The sequence below is a fragment of the Gilliamella sp. X-46 genome, from assembly GCF_057063525.1.
Map to the genome: position 1 here is coordinate 456053 of NZ_JBXSQH010000001.1, position 18783 is coordinate 474835.

17 protein-coding genes are annotated in these 18783 nt (G+C 37.8%); 10 read left to right on the forward strand and 7 right to left on the reverse strand.

All coding sequences use genetic code 11. From position 1 onward, the window contains the following. Positions 1-102: 102 nt before the first annotated feature. Together gpmA and nlpD are read right to left on the reverse strand one after the other, a co-directional pair. Entirely contained in the window at positions 103-855 is a 753-nt protein-coding gene (gpmA, locus tag ACYIAJ_RS02345) for a 2,3-diphosphoglycerate-dependent phosphoglycerate mutase (RefSeq protein ID WP_065637836.1), read from the reverse strand. 122 nt (positions 856-977) lie between these two features. Continuing rightward, positions 978-2084, reverse strand: coding sequence for a murein hydrolase activator NlpD (gene nlpD / locus ACYIAJ_RS02350; protein WP_483564285.1), 1107 nt, complete (start codon positions 2082-2084; stop codon positions 978-980). A 506-nt stretch (positions 2085-2590) separates the two neighbouring features. On the opposite strand from nlpD, the gene rsmI reads away from it, so the two are divergent. The 3 genes from rsmI (at position 2591) to moeA (ending at position 5990) form a co-directional block, all read left to right on the forward strand. After that, entirely contained in the window at positions 2591-3418 is an 828-nt protein-coding gene (gene rsmI / locus ACYIAJ_RS02355; protein WP_483564286.1) for a 16S rRNA (cytidine(1402)-2'-O)-methyltransferase, read from the forward strand. 143 nt (positions 3419-3561) lie between these two features. Next, positions 3562-4653 carry a redox-regulated ATPase YchF gene (ychF, locus tag ACYIAJ_RS02360; protein ID WP_483558740.1) on the forward strand — a complete coding sequence of 364 codons (1092 nt, stop codon included), beginning with the start codon at positions 3562-3564 and terminating at the stop codon, positions 4651-4653. A gap of 110 nt (positions 4654-4763) precedes the next feature. Then, complete coding sequence (moeA, locus tag ACYIAJ_RS02365; RefSeq protein ID WP_483564287.1) at positions 4764-5990, forward strand: molybdopterin molybdotransferase MoeA; 1227 nt, start codon at positions 4764-4766, stop codon at positions 5988-5990. A 30-nt stretch (positions 5991-6020) separates the two neighbouring features. Here the strand turns inward: moeA and ACYIAJ_RS02370 are convergent, their stop codons facing one another. From ACYIAJ_RS02370 to folB, 4 genes are read right to left on the reverse strand one after another with little or no spacing between them, the layout of a single operon-like run. Continuing rightward, positions 6021-6449: an EamA family transporter gene (locus ACYIAJ_RS02370; protein WP_091350892.1), complete on the reverse strand. Its 429-nt coding sequence runs from the start codon at positions 6447-6449 to the stop codon at positions 6021-6023. A 1-nt stretch (position 6450) separates the two neighbouring features. Continuing rightward, positions 6451-6657, reverse strand: coding sequence for a hypothetical protein (locus ACYIAJ_RS02375; protein WP_483564288.1), 207 nt, complete (start codon positions 6655-6657; stop codon positions 6451-6453). A 57-nt stretch (positions 6658-6714) separates the two neighbouring features. Then, positions 6715-7716 (reverse strand): MBL fold metallo-hydrolase, encoded by a 1002-nt coding sequence (locus ACYIAJ_RS02380; RefSeq protein ID WP_483564289.1) that lies wholly within the window; start codon positions 7714-7716, stop codon positions 6715-6717. A 30-nt stretch (positions 7717-7746) separates the two neighbouring features. After that, entirely contained in the window at positions 7747-8115 is a 369-nt protein-coding gene (gene folB, locus ACYIAJ_RS02385; RefSeq protein ID WP_483558748.1) for a dihydroneopterin aldolase, read from the reverse strand. Positions 8116-8213: 98 nt separating this feature from the next. On the opposite strand from folB, the gene rsmE reads away from it, so the two are divergent. The 6 genes from rsmE to purM all read left to right on the forward strand — a co-directional run bounded on the left by rsmE (position 8214) and on the right by purM (position 12718). Then, positions 8214-8939 carry a 16S rRNA (uracil(1498)-N(3))-methyltransferase gene (gene rsmE / locus ACYIAJ_RS02390; RefSeq protein ID WP_483558750.1) on the forward strand — a complete coding sequence of 242 codons (726 nt, stop codon included), beginning with the start codon at positions 8214-8216 and terminating at the stop codon, positions 8937-8939. A gap of 236 nt (positions 8940-9175) precedes the next feature. Beyond that, positions 9176-10132, forward strand: a complete 957-nt coding sequence (gshB, locus tag ACYIAJ_RS02395) for a glutathione synthase (RefSeq protein WP_483558752.1) — start codon at positions 9176-9178, stop codon at positions 10130-10132. A gap of 3 nt (positions 10133-10135) precedes the next feature. Then, on the forward strand, positions 10136-10588 hold the full coding sequence (locus ACYIAJ_RS02400) for a GNAT family N-acetyltransferase (protein WP_483558754.1): 453 nt from the start codon (positions 10136-10138) through the stop codon (positions 10586-10588). 21 nt (positions 10589-10609) lie between these two features. Further along, positions 10610-11167: a YqgE/AlgH family protein gene (locus ACYIAJ_RS02405; RefSeq protein ID WP_483558756.1), complete on the forward strand. Its 558-nt coding sequence runs from the start codon at positions 10610-10612 to the stop codon at positions 11165-11167. A gap of 3 nt (positions 11168-11170) precedes the next feature. Further along, positions 11171-11581 carry a Holliday junction resolvase RuvX gene (gene ruvX / locus ACYIAJ_RS02410; protein ID WP_483558758.1) on the forward strand — a complete coding sequence of 137 codons (411 nt, stop codon included), beginning with the start codon at positions 11171-11173 and terminating at the stop codon, positions 11579-11581. 99 nt (positions 11582-11680) lie between these two features. Further along, on the forward strand, positions 11681-12718 hold the full coding sequence (gene purM, locus ACYIAJ_RS02415; protein WP_483558760.1) for a phosphoribosylformylglycinamidine cyclo-ligase: 1038 nt from the start codon (positions 11681-11683) through the stop codon (positions 12716-12718). Between the two features lie 157 nt (positions 12719-12875). On the opposite strand, the gene ACYIAJ_RS02420 is transcribed toward purM, so the two are convergent. Beyond that, a complete protein-coding gene (locus ACYIAJ_RS02420) occupies positions 12876-14441 on the reverse strand; it encodes a hypothetical protein (RefSeq protein WP_483558762.1) in 1566 nt (521 codons plus the stop codon). A gap of 540 nt (positions 14442-14981) precedes the next feature. Between ACYIAJ_RS02420 and nifJ the strand changes: the two genes are divergently transcribed. Further along, positions 14982-18524, forward strand: a complete 3543-nt coding sequence (gene nifJ / locus ACYIAJ_RS02425; RefSeq protein ID WP_483558764.1) for a pyruvate:ferredoxin (flavodoxin) oxidoreductase — start codon at positions 14982-14984, stop codon at positions 18522-18524. The last annotated feature ends 259 nt before the right edge of the window (positions 18525-18783 follow it).

Genomic DNA, 18783 nt, shown 5'->3' on the forward strand with positions numbered 1-18783 from the left:
AAATTAAAATAAGTCAGTCAATAAAAATGAATGAATAAAAAGCCATTATGCAGATAATAAAAAAGGTAAGTTAAATAACCTACCTTTTTGTTTAAGGAATAATTATTTTGCTTTACCTTGGTTTGCAACCGCTGCTTGTTTTGCCGCGATTTCGTCTGCGTTGCCTAGGTAATAGTGTTTGATAACTTTCATGTTGTCATCAAATTCGTACACTAATGGCACACCTGTTGGGATGTTAAGTTCAATGATGTCGTCATCGCTGATATTATCTAGGTGTTTTACTAATGCACGTAGTGAGTTACCGTGAGCGGCAATAATAACACGTTCACCTTTAGCTACACGTGGGGCAATAGTTGATTCCCAGTAAGGTAATACGCGTTTGATAGTTAATGCTAAACTTTCGGTTAATGGTAGTTCTGATTCAGGTAATTTGCTGTAACGTGAATCGTGACCTGGGAAGCGTTCGTCTGATTTTTCAAGTGCTGGAGGCGTGATTGCAAAGCCACGACGCCATAATTTTACTTGGTCATCACCATATTTTGCTGCTGTTTCAGCTTTGTTTAAACCTTGTAATGCACCATAGTGACGTTCATTTAATTTCCAACTTTTTTCAACCGGTAACCATGCTTGATCAACTTCGTCTAAAACGTGCCATAATGTGTGAATAGCGCGCTTTAATACTGATGTGTAGGCATAATCAAATGTGAAACCTTCTTTTTTTAGCAATTTACCTGCTTCAGCCGCTTCTTTGTTACCTTTGTCAGATAAATCAACATCAGTCCAACCACAAAAACGGTTTTCTTGGTTCCAAACACTTTCTCCATGTCGAATAAGCACTAATTTTTTTACAGCCATGAGTATAACTCCTTTATTACGTAGATTTAATTTTTAGTATATCCTGTTCTTTTATGGATAGACTTAGCTGTTGCTGAGCATATCCATTGGTTTTGCGCTAACCAATTAACGCAAAACGCTTGTTATTTTGGTAAGTATTTTAACGGGTCAACTGATTGCGCTTTGTATCGAATTTCAAAGTGTAATCTAACCGACGAGGTACCTGTAGCCCCCATTGTGGCAATTTGTTCACCTGCACGCACGGTTTGTTGTTCTTTAACTAATATAGATTGGTTGTGCGCATAAGCCGTTAAGTAATCATCGTTATGTTTGATGATAATTAAATTGCCATACCCCGGCAACGCATTGCCAGAATACACAACTCGTCCATCTGCCGCTGCCATCACTTTGTCGCCAAGTGAACCCGATATATCAATACCTTTGCTTGCACTTGAGAATTTTTCAATAATTTTACCTTTTGATGGCCATTGCCATGCAATGTTAGCAACATTCGATTTTGGAGGAGTTGTAGTTGGTATACTGCTAGCTGAATCTAATGGTTCAGTAACGGTTTCGGTTGTTTCGGTCGTAGTTGGTTGTTGATTTTGATCCGTGGTGGTAACCGAAGTCGTTGTTGTTTTGGTTATTGTTGGTTTGGTTCTTGCCTGACTTGCCGCGATGCTTGAGTCATCTTTATTGGCCTTGTTTGATGTTGTGTGATTTGTTGTGGTTTTTTGGGTTACAACAACCGTTCCCCCACTGACGTCTAACACTTGTCCAACATTAACAGCAAAAGGTTCTTTGATGTTGTTTTTAGCCGCTAATGAGCGGTAATCATTACCTGTTACCCACGCAATGTAAAATAAGGTATCACCACGTTTAACTGTGTAGGTGTCGCCTTTATATCCCCCTTTGGGAATATCTTCATAATTACGGTTATAAACAATGCGCTCGTTACTAATTACTGTGCCATGGTGGTTGTTGTTGCTGGCATTATTAGTAGTATGGGCTGTCTGTGTGTTTGTTACCGCCGTCTGTGTTGATGAAGGTGGATTGTAAGTAGTAGGAGTAGAAGATATTCTTCCTCCTGTTGAGATGTTAGCTGGTGGTTTAGTATAGACAGAGGACGTTGATGGTCCACCTGCGCCAGAAATGTCTTCAATTTCGGCCTGCTCGGTTTGTGTACAAGCAGCAATCAGCAAACTTAAGCAACTTAATGTCAGTATTTTTTTCAAAGCAACACCTTTCATTCGTGAATTTTATTTTTATCTAATTTGCGTTCAATAGCGTTCTATTTGCACATTTTAGCGTTTTTACAGCAAAAAGCTATTATCAAATAAGTTATTATCAAAAAAATTATTATATTGATTACTTATCGGTTAAATCAACAAATTCATCAATCATTTGCCTATTCTAACCGATATTTTTAGCCCATTCTCTTTTCTCATCAACGTTAATTAGTCTATTTTAGTGATTGATAACCGTGAGCATGCATATTAATTTGATTATCACACCATTATTTATCTGTTTTTATTAATGTGACTTAATTCTTTTTAAAATCCTTTATTAATCAATCTATAAGCGAAAGCCATATGCAGGTAAGTTGCTATTAGTTAGTTATTTTTACACTCGGGATGTTCGCTATTTCGTTTGCTTTGTTGGATTTATTTTGAAAGTAATGAGTATATACAATAAAATAGGCTTTCGTACAGTATCTTTACCGTATTTCTATAAAAATTTAATGTGAATTAAAATAATGACTTTATATATCGTTGCAACACCAATCGGAAACTTAGATGATATTACGCTTAGAGCAATCAATACACTTAAAAGCGTTGATCTTATTGCGGCTGAAGATACTCGCCATAGCGGTCTACTTTTACAGCATCTTGGTATTAAGGCGAAGCTGTTTGCTTTGCATGATCATAATGAGCAAGAAAAGTCTCACCTTCTGATTGAGAAATTAAAATCCGGCTTGTCTATTGCCTTGATTTCAGATGCTGGTACGCCATTAATTAATGATCCAGGGTATCATTTGGTTAAGGCTTGCCGTGATAGTGATATTCAGGTCGTCCCTATTCCCGGTGCTTGTGCTGCTATTGCGGCATTGTCTGTTGCTGGATTGCCTTCTGATAAATTTAGTTATGAAGGCTTTTTGCCGGCAAAAAGTAAAGCTCGGCAAGATAGTTTGAGCCAATTAATTGATGAGCCGCGTACCATGATTTTTTATGAATCAACACACCGATTGTTAGATACGTTACAAGATATGCAAGCCGTTTTTGGCGCCGATAAGCGTATTGTGTTGGCTAAAGAACTCACCAAAACATGGGAAACCATCGTTAGCTTTACCGTAAATCAGCTTATTGCATGGCTAAACGAGGATGCCAATCGGCAAAAAGGCGAATTTGTTTTGATTGTTGAAGGTCATGCAAAAACAGAGAATGATGTTGATCAAAAAGCCATTAATACCCTTAAGTTATTGCAAAAAGAGTTACCCCTTAAAAAAGCCGCTGCGATCACGGCCGAAATTCATGGGCTAAAGAAGAATCAGCTTTATCAAATTGGATTGATGTTAGAAGAATAATTTTACCAAGCTAATAGTAAAACGTTACGATTGAATTACTAAACAAAGTAAAATCAGCAATAAGATCATTGGTACAAAGTGCGTTATTTGATATAATCCCCCGCAATTTTTATAACATTTTATGATAAAAGGTAACAAACAGTATGGGATTTAAATGTGGGATTGTCGGATTACCGAATGTAGGTAAATCAACGCTTTTTAACGCACTAACTAAAGCAGGCATTGAGGCAGCTAACTTTCCGTTTTGTACTATCGAGCCAAATACTGGCGTTGTGCCAATGCCCGATCCACGTTTAGATGAGCTGGCTAAAATTGTTAAACCACAACGCACTTTGCCAACAACCATGGAATTTGTTGATATTGCTGGTTTAGTTAAAGGCGCGTCGAAAGGTGAAGGCCTTGGTAATCAATTTTTAGCCAATATTCGTGAAACCGAAGCAATTGGACATGTTGTGCGTTGTTTTGAAAACGAGAACATCATCCACGTTGCGGGTAAAATCGATCCTGCTGAAGATATCGAAATTATCAATACCGAGCTAGCATTAGCCGATCTTGAAGCGTGTGAAAGGGCAATAACTCGCCAACAAAAACGCGCTAAAGGTGGCGATAAAGACGCTAAATTTGAACTAGAAATCCTTGAAAAGTGTTTACCTCATCTTGAGCAAGGCAAGAAGCTACTCTTATTAGATTTTAGCAAAGAAGAACTTGAAGCCATTAAATACCTTAGCTTTTTGACATTAAAACCAACCATGTACATTGCAAATGTCAATGAAGACGGTTTTGAAAATAATCCTTATTTAGATAAAGTCAAAGCAATAGCAGAACAAGAAAAGGCTGTTGTGGTGCCTGTTTGTGCGGCGATTGAAGCAGAACTTGCCGAGCTTGACGATGCTGATCGTGACGAGTTTATGCAAGATTTAGGCTTAACCGAGCCTGGTTTAAACCGTGTGATTCGTGCTGGATATAGTTTGCTTAATCTGCAAACTTATTTTACTGCTGGCGTTAAAGAAGTTCGTGCATGGACAATTTCGATTGGCGATACGGCGCCACAAGCAGCAGGCAAAATTCATACTGACTTCGAAAAGGGCTTTATCCGTGCGCAAACCATCGCTTTTGATGATTTTATTAAATATGGCGGTGAGCAAGGCGCTAAAGAGGCGGGCAAAATGCGGGCTGAAGGTAAAGATTATGTCGTGCAAGATGGCGATATTATGAATTTCTTATTTAATGTGTAGTTGATAATTTTACGTCGCCTTTTGGCGGCGTTGTTATATGGGTTACCTATAAATCTTATCAAATTTACGAATCTGTAGTGGATTGATAAACATAAGGATATTTAACTTTTATGTTACTCACTTTTCAACAAGCCAAACAACAAATACTGCAAAGCGTATCCACCCTAAAATCACTAACTAGCGAAAAGGTTGGGTTATTTGATGCGCTAGATCGGATCACCGCTGAAAATGTGGTTTCGCCTATTAATGTGCCTGGATTCGATAATTCGGCAATGGATGGTTATGCTGTTCGGTTAGCTGATCTTAAGCAATCAACGTTGTTACCACAAGCGGGCGCGATTTTTGCTGGTGACGATATAAGCAATCTTCATTGGCCAAAAGGCACCTGTTTGCGCATTATGACAGGTGCTCCAGTGCCAAATGATGCTGATGCGGTTGTTATGCAAGAGCAGACCGAAAAATCAGATTTGGGTATCACTTTTTTAAGAGAGGTGAAAGCCGGCGATAATATCCGTCGTATGGGTGAAGATGTTAAACAAGATGCAATCACTGTCAACAAAGGAACGAAATTAACAATACCGACACTATCAACATTGGCAACATTAGGCATTGGTGAGCTTGTTGTGTTTAAAAAGTTGAAAGTAGCTATTTTATCAACCGGTAACGAATTAACCCCCATTGGTGAACCATTATCGGGCAATGGTGCTATTTATGATAGCAATCGTTTTACGTTAAAATTATTATTGAGCAAGCTTAACTGCGAGGTGGTTGATCTGGGTATTATTGCTGATGATCCCATCCAAATTAAACAAGCGTTAATGACAGCATCAAGTCAGGCTGATTTGGTGATAACCAGTGGAGGCGTTTCGGTCGGTGATGCCGATTATACCAAAGCGGCTTTAGAAGAGTTGGGCACAATTAACTTTTGGAAAATAGCAATAAAACCAGGCAAACCGTTTGCTTTCGGTAAAATTGGCAATGCATTATTTTGTGGCTTGCCGGGTAATCCAGTTTCGGCTTTGGTAACATTTTACCAATTAGTGCAACCGTTGATTTTAGCGCTTTCAGGGCTTGAAGATTTGTCCATGGAGTTGAGCTTTAAAGTTAAAACAGCAACAAATCTTAAAAAAAGCGTTGGTAGGTTGGACTTCCAACGTGGTGTGTTACAAATCAATGCTCAGGGTGAATTAGAAGTGAGCACAACTGGGCAGCAAGGTTCTCATATTACGCAGTCATTTAACCAAGCAAACTGTTTTATTGTGCTTGAACAAGAGCGGGGCAATGTTGCTAAAGGTGAACTAGTTACTGTTGAGCTGTTTAATGCACTACTAAAGTAGCTTATGTTTAGATTAATGCACTATTAACTATCAAAATAGTGCAACTAATATCGCGCCAGCTGCAATCATGGCAACACCAATCCCCGCTAACAATGAGATCTTTTCGCCAAATAGAATTACGGAAAACACAACCGCAAAAACAACACTTAATTTATCAATTGGCGCAACTTGTGACACTTTGCCTTCTTTAATTGCCATAAAGTAAAACAGCCAAGATAGTGCACCAGCAATACCACTAAGCGCAATAATGAGTAAGGCTTTTTTGTCGTTAAAAAAGGTATTGATAAGGTTGAGCTTTCCTTGTATAACCACAACGCCGACTAAAAAAATGGCCATAACAATAGCACGAATAGCGGTTGCGGTGTTTGCATCAAGATGTTGTAGGCCTATTTTTCCCAAAATAGCAACACTTGCTGCTGTTATAGCAGAAAGTAGCGCATAAATAAGCCAAGCACTCATATTAGTATCTGTCTATTTTGAATAGATATTGTTGGTTATTCGAATTAGTCTCACATTGTTGTGATTTATTCATTAAACCACGACAATCTTCTAAAACTCCGTGAGCTTTTGACCAGTGATAGGTTTTGCCTTTGTCGTTTTTGCCACCACAACCAACTAATGTCAAACTAAACACTAAACAAGATAAACCAATAATGGTAGATTTCATTTCGTCCTCCTTTTTGCAAACATATAATTAACCGTATTACGTTTGTTTTTATTTGGGTTATTTTACTCTAGAATCAATATGATTAATAGCTTGGCTGCCGCCTATTTTTATGAGGTTAAAACAACGTTCGGCTTTGTGAGCGTTTAACAATTGCGGGGGAGCATCTAATGATTCATCGGCTAGCTCAAATGCTCCCCAATGGATGGCTATTGCACAATGACAATTGAGCTCGTCATATAACTGTACGGCTTGTTGTGGATCAATATGTTGTGATTGCATATACCAACGTGGTGCATAAGCGCCGATAGGAATTAATGCTAAATCAATTGATGGAAAGTGTTTAGCAATCTCTTTTAGCTCAGAAGAATAACAGGTATCGCCCATAAAATAGACCGTTTTTGATTGGTTTTGATCATCAATATTAGATTGAATCACCCAACCACACCACAAGGATTTATTTACATCAAACAAGCTACGATTGCTCCAGTGTATAGCAGGAGTGGCCGAAAAGCGAAGTCCATCAACCGTCACACAATCCCACCAATCTAATTCAATAACATGCTTAGCGCCCCATTTTAGTAAGGTTTTTTTTAACCCTAAAGGAACCATCACCACAATATTAGGGAAACGTGCAAGTAATTGGTGAATGCTATGATAATTAAGGTGATCATAATGGTTGTGTGAAATGACAATAAAATCAATTTGTGGTAATTGCTTGATGCTTAAAGCTGGCGGCGTTCGGCGTTTGGGACCAATCCATTGTGATGGCGAAGCTCGTTTAAAAAAGATTGGATCAGTCAATATCATTTTACCACTTAAACGAATTAAGGTTGTCGAGTGACCAATCCACCAAACTCTGTCATCAGACAAGTTAAGATCTATTGGTTCAAACCATGATTGATTAAAAGCGTAATAACCTGCTTTAGGAGGTAATACTCTACGCGTTAAACGCCAACGTATAAATTCGCCTATTTTAATTTTAAACGATCCATTATACCGAAAGCCTTTAGCTGTTTGACGCATTTTTTTAGTCGTTAAATCTTGTTTAAGTTTTGTCATGGTTATCGTCTTTTTAACTAGTCAGTTGTTTTAATGTGCCGCACGTTCAATCACTACCGCAACATTATTAGCATTAGCAATTGCACTAGGTTTAGATACTTTGACTTTTAACCATTGCACCGCGAATTTTTGTATGATTAATTTGGCAACCTGCTCTGCCACCGATTCTATCAATTCAAATTTATTTGATTCAATAAATTGGGTGATCGCTTGGCTAACTAAGAAATAATCCAAACAAAATGATACTTTGTCGCTTTCACCAGCGGGTTTATTGTCCCATGCCATTTCTAGATCGAGTATCAGTTTTTGTTTGATGGTCTTTTCCCACGCATAAACACCTATGGTGGTTAAAACGGTTAATCCTTCAATTAGTACTCTATCTTTGCTGTATGTATTCATGCTAGATTCCAAAAGCCTAGTTTATTTAAATAGAGATTACCGAATCTTGATAAATTACGCTATAATTTATTGCAATATATTTTAAGATACTAGCAATTATGACGCGAATTTTTCAACCTTTTACGATTGTTCAAAATAGCCTTATTACCCTAGATGATAATGCATTTAACCACCTTATTCGTGTGTTACGCATGAAAGTGGGCGAAGAAATCACCCTATTTGACGGAACAAATCAAATTACTCCAGCGGTTATCTGCGATGTTAATAAAAAATCGGTAACCGTCAAAACATCTTCGTCTATTTTAGACAATCGCGAATCACCATTAGAGATTCATTTGGGGCAAGTGATATCTCGTGGTGAAAAAATGGAATTTACGATTCAAAAATCAGTAGAGTTAGGCGTTAGTAGTATTACGCCCCTACTTTCTGAACGCTGTGGGGTTAAATTGGATGCCGAAAGGTTAGATAAAAAAGTCCAACAATGGCAAAAGATCGTGATTTCAGCTTGTGAACAATGTGGTCGTAATGTTGTGCCCGTCATCCACCCTGTAACAAAACTTGAAACTTGGTGCGCCAGTTTAACAACGCAGTTACGCTTAAATTTACATCCTAAAGCCAAGCATGGCGTTAAGCAATTACCTAGTGATAAGCAGGATATTAGTCTATTAATTGGCCCAGAGGGTGGTTTGTCAGATAGCGAAATTAACATGACACATGATTATCAATTCACTGATATTTTGCTTGGCCCACGCGTGTTACGTACCGAAACAGCAGCACTCACTGCCCTAACCGCTTTGCAAGTACATTTTGGTGATTTAGGATAATATAAAGTCGTATTGCTTACTCTATTCTCTATTGCGATAGAGAAAATTAACTCGACATTGCTAATGTTTGCTTTGCATCTTAAGCTGTAACGAGTATGATAGTTGCAAGCACACTTTTAATAGTGATTTAAAGCACTAATTATCGCATATTCAAACTAACCCAGTAGACAAGTATAGGATAATACGCGTTATCAATCATTGTTCGCTAAAACCCAAAGAATCAATAAGGAGTTACCATGATTAAACTTGGTATTGTTATGGACCCAATTAGTCATATCAATATAAAAAAAGACACGAGTTTTGCCATGTTGCTTGAAGCACAAAAACGCGGTTATGCGCTTTTTTATATTGAAATGAACGACCTTTTTCTAGACAATGGCGAAGCTTATGCCACAACTCGTTCTTTGACGGTTTATAACGATAAAGATCATTGGTTCGAGCTCGGGCAAGAACAAACCATTCCACTCAGTGACCTTGATACGATTTTAATGCGTAAAGATCCGCCTTTTGATACTGAATTTATTTATGCTACTTATATTTTAGAACGCGCCGAAGATAAAGGTGTGTTAGTAGTTAATAAACCACAAAGCCTGCGCGATTGTAACGAAAAGCTGTTTACTGCTTGGTTTGCACAATTTACACCACAAACGCTAGTTACACGCCAAACAAAACAAATTAAAGCGTTTTTTCAAAAATACCATGACATTATTTTAAAGCCGTTAGATGGTATGGGAGGATCGTCGATTTTTAGAATCAAACAAGACGATCCTAATGTTTCAGTAATCATTGAAACATTAACTGAACATAATACGCGTTATTGCATGGCACAAAACTTCATTCCTGCAATTAAAGACGGTGATAAACGTGTTTTAGTCGTTGATGGCGAACCAGTACCTTATTGTTTAGCACGAATCCCACAAAAAGGCGAAACGCGTGGTAACCTCGCTGCTGGCGGGCATGGAGAAGTGAGAGCATTAAGTGAAAGCGATTGGCACATTGCTAAAAGCATCGCCCCAATTTTAAAAGAAAAGGGCTTGCTGTTTGTAGGACTTGATATCATTGGTGATAAGTTAACTGAAATTAACGTCACCAGCCCAACTTGCGTTCGTGAAATTGAAGCGGCCAACCCTGATCTTTCAATCACCGGTATGTTAATGGACGCAATCGAACATCGACTAAATAAAAAGAGTTAAACAATGATTAGAGAATATAAACCCGAAGATTTAAACAGCGTCATGGCAATATGGCTGCAAGGTAATTTGCAAGCTCATGACTTTATCGATCCTGAATTTTTTAAACAAAATTATGATTTAGTAAAAATGCTAATCCCAATGTCCACTTTATATGTACAAGATCTTAATGGCATAAAAGGGTTTATTGGTTTAACTGAAAACTACATTTCAGGCCTGTTTGTTGATCAAAATTACCGTCATCAAGGTGTCGGTAAAGCGTTAGTTAATAAAGCCAAACAGCGCCATAATGAACTGTTAGTGCATGTTTATAAAAAAAATACTGCGGCGATTGATTTTTATCTTACTCAGAATTTTGATATTGTTTCAGAATCGATCAATGAAGAAACCAATGAGCCTGAATTATTAATGCGCTGTCATGTTGAGCATAACGTTAAAATTGGCAAATGTGCATTATAAAAGTTACCTAAATGTGAGATTATGAATTTAAAAGATCATTTTATTATTGCTATGCCAACATTGGATGACTCGTTGTTTAGTCGTTCTGTCATTTATATTTGCGAACATAACCGCGATGGTGCCATGGGCATTATGATTAATAAACCGATTGTTGAGCTTAATGTAGAAACCGTTCTTACACGATTAGAAATTACGGCGCCAAAAAGCTGTGCTGAATTAGAGCATCCTGTGTTTTGTGGCGGTCCACTTGCTGAAGAGCAAGGATTTATTTTGCATACACCTCAACAAGAATTTGCTTCTAGCATTCAAATTTCAGATGATGTAATGATTACAACTTCGCTCGATGCGCTCAAATCAATCGGCTCCCCCGAGCAACCGCAAAATATCTTTTTGGCTTTGGGATATTCGAGCTGGCAATCATTACAACTTGAAGGCGAAATTGCCCGTAATGATTGGTTAGTCACGAATGCTGATCCTAAAATTATTTATGAAGTATCTATTGATGAACGTTGGCAAAAAGCAGCCGAATCACTTGGTATCAATATCAATACTATTTCACACCAAATGGGTAATGCATAACCTATGGCTACAATTATTGCATTTGATTTTGGCACGGCAAGTATTGGAGCGGCTATTGGTCAAGATATTACTAAAACAGCCAATCCTTTGTGTTCTTTTAAAGCACGCGATGGCGTTCCTAACTGGCAAGCTATCGAAAAAATATTAAATGATTGGAAACCGGATTTTTTAGTCGTTGGGCTACCTTTAAATATGGATGGAAGTGAGCAACCATTGACTGCACGAGCACGTAAATTTGCTAATCGTCTACATGGTAGATTTGGTTATCAAGTACATTTGCAAGATGAGCGATTATCGACCGTTGAAGCAAAATCCCATATTTTTGCTTCACGGGGTTATCGTGCGCTGGAAAAAGGCCATGTAGATGCAACTTCTGCCATTATTATTCTAGAAAGCTGGTTTGAAAATAATTAGCAATTTTAATTAATTGGTTATTTTGTAAATAATTAATCGCCATTAAATTTCATCCTTGCTAAAATAGTAGCCCAGTTTCTATTGTAAGGATTGCTTCCTGTGTCAAATAATAAATCTCTCAGTTATAAGGATGCCGGTGTCGATATTGATGCTGGCAACGAACTTGTTAATCGCATTAAATCTATCGTTAAAGAAACCAAGCGACCTGAGGTTATGGGTGGACTGGGTGGCTTTGGCGCACTGTGTGCTATTCCACAAAAATATAAAGAACCTATTTTGGTATCAGGCACTGATGGTGTGGGTACTAAATTACGTCTTGCCATGGATTTAAACCGCCATGAATCGATTGGTATTGATTTAGTGGCAATGTGTGTTAACGATCTAATTGTACAAGGTGCTGAACCTTTATTCTTCCTTGATTATTATGCCACCGGCAAACTTGATGTCGATGTAGCAACCACTGTAGTGACTGGCATTGCCGAAGGTTGTAAACAATCAGGCTGTGCTTTAGTGGGCGGTGAAACGGCCGAAATGCCAGGTATGTATCACGGCAACGACTATGATTTGGCAGGATTTTGTGTTGGCGTCGTTGAAAAGTCTGCCATGATCGACGGTAGCAAAGTGCAAGACGGTGATGCATTAATTGCATTAGCATCAAGCGGCGCTCATTCTAATGGCTATTCGTTAGTACGTAAAATTATTGAAGTTAGTGGCGTAAACCCTGCTACCGAAAAGCTAAATGGCAAACCACTTGCCGATCACTTACTTGCACCAACGAAGATCTATGTTAAGTCTGTTCTTGATCTTATCGCTCAAGTTGACGTGCACGCCATTGCCCATATTACAGGTGGCGGATTTTGGGAAAACATTCCTCGTGTTTTACCTGAAAATACTCAAGCAGTCATTAATGAAGCAAGTTGGCAATGGCCAGCCATCTTTAATTGGCTACAACAAGTAGGCAATGTTAGCCGTCACGAAATGTACCGAACTTTCAACTGTGGTGTCGGTTTAATTATCGCATTACCTAAACAGTCAGCCGATAAAGCAATTAGCTTACTAAATAACCATGGTGAAAAAGCGTGGTTATTAGGTGAAATTAAACACGCTACATCAGGCGAGCGTGTTGTAATCAAATAAATAGTATTTTCATATTATCCATCTGTTAGATGGATAATATGCCACTTTTTAGATCGTTATTGCCAGATCGTAACACTTTGTAAACATCTAGCTGTATCATTTAATAAATCGTATTTAGCTATTGTTTGGTGACCAACGAGCAAATTACTTCATCACATTAAGGGCTTACACATGCTGCTTTATTAGTATTATATAAATGACTAGAAATAGCAGTAGTATTAATGTTACCACCACCCGAACCAACGCTATACCATTCATTCCCGCCTCGCGCTTGATAAGCCCAATAGTCGTAGACGCTCCAGTCAGTACCAGGATAACCACTATTTGCGTCGCTCATAACTCCCCACTCATTAAAGAATCCTCCAACCCAGCGGTTACCGTCTCGGTAACTTAAAGCTCTTCGGTACATATTGATATTTCTGCCTGGTATACCACTATTCCAACCAATATCTGGACGATTCGCATTAGTATAATCTTCAACGCCAGGAATCCGATAACCATATCCTAAACTTCTACAAAAATTTTGAGCATTCCAATACCCATTTACTTGTCCAGGGAGAGGTATAAACCAACGCTCTATTTTAAAATTATAAATTAAGTGACCACCAATAGTATCAGAATATAATTTAAACTCTGTTGGTAAGAATCTTGTATTTGTCGAGTTTCGAGTCGGCCCAATTAGTTCAACCTTTAGAGCCCACTCCCTCTCGGGGTAACTAATACTTCCCCAACCATGTGTGGTTGCCGCACTTAATTGCAATGTTACGTTCCCTCCAGTTCCCTGTACTGTTGAGCCATTGACTGCAATAACTTGCTCTGGTGTAATTCCTGCCAACAGCAGGTAGAAAAACATTTTGTTTGAGCCTGTCGTTGGAAAATTATTGGTTGGGTTGTTAAATGGTTGCACTTTAAAACCTTTTTTTCTAACCCAATATTCCTTTTGTTCATCACCTTGTTGTGCATGTAAACTCGGCTGAGCAAAACAGACTTTTGCATTTATTCGATTCGGATTAATATAGTAGCTATGGTTCGCATTATTAAAGTAAGTAGTTTTAGGTATACCATATTCAGTTGATAAGTAGCCATCCGTTGCACTTAATGTAAGCTGATAAGGTGCATTACAAAAATTTAATTCCATATTTGGATTAGCTTTAACATCCTCTGTAATATCTTTACCACTGCTATCTTGCCACTTAATCGTCAAATTGCCTGTTGCATTGATACCTCCATCACCATCATCATCTCGCCCATAATTATATGGCGCATTAAGCAAGTTAGTTAACGAGATATTAGGGTAACTTGCAACGGGTACAATTGTTTGGATATCCGCAAAAGTATAGGTTGTGTTTGGCATCTCAATTGGGTTATTTATGTTTGATGTATCGATAGTTGCATTTGGGTAAACTGTGCTATTTATACCTTGTGGTATATAGCTGATATTTGCCAATTTTATACCTAATACCCCTTCAAAACTCATTACCTTAGTGGTTCCATCATCAAACGTTAAATACGGAGCTGTTCCTTGAATGACGTTTGAAGTTTGCACCGATAATGCCTGTAAACTTAATGAACACGGTAATAACAAAAATGGTGCAAAAAACAATGATGACTTGGGTAAGTCCGTTAAGTTCAATGATAAAAGTGAGGAAAAATTTTGCTTTTGACTACTGTAATAATTAAAAAGATTTAGAATATATGACTGCTTTTGTCTATGGTAAAACATAATATTCCACCCATTATAAGATTTTGTTTAATTTATATTTTTATAGCCATTTACTCGTTTAATGATCTGAATTTATATAAAACGTGCGAATTATAAACTGCTTAATTTTAGTTCGCTATTCCTTTTCAAATTAAATTTTGTAAAGCTTTGTTAAGATTTTTAATTAAAGATATCTTTGGGATATATATGGCTAAAATAGTCCTCTAAAACACATTTTTTTCGGCGTTTTTAATAACCAAGTGGTATAGACTTCTGAATATGTTTTGCAAAGCATAATTTAAAAAATGAACTATTTTGTAAATAGTCCATTTTTACATGTTTTATTTAATGTATTATCAACTTTTTAAGTGTTATAAATGAAGTATTCCTGATAGATGCTTGATATTAACATAAAGCATTATTTTTGCTTTTTATCTAAAGCGGTAATGATAAAAAATTTAACATAAAAATAACAAAAAGCTATCTTAGTTTCTGATACAATGATACAAATTTATAATAATTTAGTAATGTCGCAATACTTTAAAATATAAGGTTTTTTTAATGATCATATCAGACGCTAACAGTGCGGTGTCATCCGTTGCTTATCGTACAAACGAAGTCATTGCTATTTATCCAATTACTCCAAGCTCAACAATGGCCGAACAAGCTAGCACGTGGGCTGAATTTAACAAGCCAAACGTATTTGGCGATACGCCAAGAGTAATTGAAATGCAGTCCGAAGCTGGTGCTATTGCAACTGTTCATGGTGCATTAATGACAGGTGGACTAGCCACTTCGTTTACTTCGTCACAAGGTTTGCTTTTAATGATCCCATCGCTGTATAAAATAGCGGGCGAACTTACCCCTTTTGTTTTGCATGTTGCCGCACGTACTGTTGCAACTCATGCTCTGTCTATTTTTGGCGATCATTCTGATGTAATGGCAATTAGGCAAACGGGGTTTGCTATGCTTTGTTCAAGTTCTGTGCAAGAAGCACAAGATTTTGCTCTGATTTCACAAATAGCAACCTTAAATAGCCGTGTTCCTTTTGTTCACTTTTTTGATGGATTTAGAACATCGCACGAAGTAAATAAAATCTATCCACTAAGTGATGAACAAATCCATAACTTATTACCTCACGAAGCAATTAAAGCTAATCGTGAACGAGCTTTAACACCCGATAATCCAGTAACTCGCGGTACATCTGCCAATCCTGATACCTACTTTCAATGCCGAGAAGCAATAAATAAGTATTATGATGACACCTACCAACATGTTGTTGATGCCATGGACGCTTTTGCAATAGAAACAGGCAGAAAATATCAACCTTTTGAATATTATGGTGCTAGCGATGCCGAACGTATTATTGTCGTTATGGGTTCGGGAGCAAGCACGACTAAAGAAGTGGTTGACGTTTTACTTAAACAAAACGAAAAAGTTGGAGTTGTGACTGTTCGATTATTTCGCCCTTTTTCAGCCAACCATTTACTGAGCGTTATTCCTAATACTGTTAATAAAATAGCCGTTCTTGATAGAACCAAAGAGCCTGGTGCACAAGCTGAGCCACTTTATTTAGACATCATAACCGCATTTGCTGAAAGCTTATCGCGTGGTGAACGAACTTGCATGCCGTATATTGTGGGTGGGCGTTATGGGTTGTCATCTAAAGAGTTTGACCCTCGCTGTGTACTTGCTATTTTTACTGAACTTAACTTAACAAAACCAAGATCACGCTTCACTGTTGGTATCTATGATGATGTTACTGGGCTGTCATTACCATTGCCAGATCAATCTATTCCACAAAAATCTTCACTTGAAGCCTTATTTTATGGACTTGGTAGTGATGGCACAGTGTCGGCAACAAAAAATAATATTAAAATTATTGGTGATAGTTCGCCTTTTTATGTACAAGGATATTTTGTCTATGACTCCAAAAAAGCGGGTGGTTTAACTACTTCTCACTTAAGAGTTAGCTTAGATCCTATTGATTCCCCTTATTTAATTACCAGTGCACACTTTATTGGATGCCACCAAGATCAGTTTATCGATAAATACCAAATTGTTGATAAATTAAAAGACGACGGAATCTTTTTGCTTAATACACCATATAGTAAAGATGAAATTTGGCACCGTCTTCCTAAAGAAGTCCAAGTGCAATTAATTCAAAAACGAGCACATTTTTACATCATTAATGCAGCAAAAATTGCTCGTGAATGTAATTTAGGGGCAAGAATCAATACCGTTATGCAGGCGGTTTTCTTTCACCTTGCTGAAATTTTTAAAAATGATTTTAGTATTACCCAATTAAAGGAAGTCATTGCTAAAAGTTACAGTAGTAAAGGGCAAAATTTGGTTGAAAATAACTGGAAAGCGCTTGATTTAGCTATCGCTTCACTGGAGCAAATTCCACTTAGTTGTGTAGATCAAAGCAGTGCGAACATGCCACCTATTGTTCCAACGAATGCCCCTAATTTTGTTAAAACTGTGACTGCCGCAATGTTAGCTGGATTAGGTGATAATTTGCCGGTATCAGCATTCCCGCCTGATGGTACATGGCCTACAGGAACAACAAAATGGGAGAAACGTAATATTGCAGAACAGATCCCTATTTGGCAACCTGAACTGTGTACTCAGTGTAACCACTGTGTAGTTGCTTGCCCTCATGCGGCTATTCGCGCCAAAGTTGTTGAGCTTGATGATATGGTCAATGCACCAGACTCATTAAGTTCACTTGAAGTCAAAGCCCGCGATATGAAAGGACAACGCTATGTATTACAAGTTGCGCCTGAAGATTGTACGGGTTGTAATTTATGTGTTGAAGTATGCCCAGCACGTGATCGCAACAACTTTGAAATTAAAGCTATTAACATGCAATCGCGCATCGATAATTTTGATACTCAGCGCACCAATTTTGAATATTTTATGGCATTACCAGATCGTGATATAAAAACACTCGAACGCATTGATGTTCGTACCTCACAATTACTTACACCCTTATTTGAATATTCAGGTGCTTGTGCTGGATGTGGTGAAACCCCATACATTAAGTTATTAACACAACTTTATGGTGACCATTTAGCGATTGCCAATGCCACTGGTTGTTCATCAATTTATGGTGGTAATTTGCCATCGTCACCTTATACCTCCGATCGCGATGGTCGTGGGCCGGCTTGGGCTAATTCGTTATTTGAAGATAATGCCGAATTTGCATTAGGTTATCGCATTACTTATGACCAACATAAAAAACGTGCGTTACGTTTGCTTGATTATGTCGCTGGCGACATTTCGCCAGAAATTGTAATGGCGTTAAAATCATCAGAAACCTCTATCGCTGAAAAACGCCAACAAATCGTATTGCTACGTGAACAACTTGCCCACTTAGCATCTGCACAAGCACAAGAGTTAATCCAAGATGCCAATTACTTGGTTGACAAATCAGTCTGGGCCATAGGTGGTGATGGTTGGGCTTACGATATTGGATTTGGTGGGCTTGATCATGTCATGAGCTTAACCGATAACGTCAATATATTGGTATTAGACACGCAATGTTACTCCAATACAGGAGGTCAACAGTCTAAAGCGACGCCAATGGGTGCTGTATCAAAATTTGCTGATTTAGGTAAACATAAAGCGCGTAAAGATTTGGGTGTTAGCGTAATGATGTATGGTCATGTCTATGTTGCGCAAGTTGCATTAGGTTCACAACTTAACCAAACCCTTAAAGCCTTACAAGAAGCCGAAGCCTATGATGGCCCATCACTGGTTATTGCGTATAGCCCTTGTGAAGAACATGGTTATGATCTTGCTAAATCACATGAACAAATGAAGGATCTCGTTAAATCTGGTTTCTGGCCTCTTTACCGTTATGATCCACGTCGTATGATAGAAGGTAAACCAGGTTTGGTACTTGATTCAAAAGCACCAAATAGCGAATTATTATCAAGCATTTTATTGAAAGAGCAGCGTTTCCGCCGTTTAGAAACATTAGAGCCAACCATTGCAAACACTTTGCATGAGCGTTCCACTAAAATGGTAAATTCGAAGTATAAATTCTTGCAAATGCTGGCTACCTTTTCAGATATTGAGCCTCCTGCCGATAGTTGATCATAACGCATAGCTTATGATTATCCAATCAATAAAACCAGTTATTGCCTTAACAATAACTGGTTTTTTATCTCCTAATATTAAGCAATAAAGCACCAATTAAGTGCATATTTAAATACCAGATAGGAAACCAAATCTGTTTTTTTATCTATATACATATGATCTTTTTATTAAAAATAAGCAAAAAATACAATTTTTTAAAATTGGTATTAATTTTGCAATATCAATAATTAAGTACGTAAGTATCAACTAAAACATG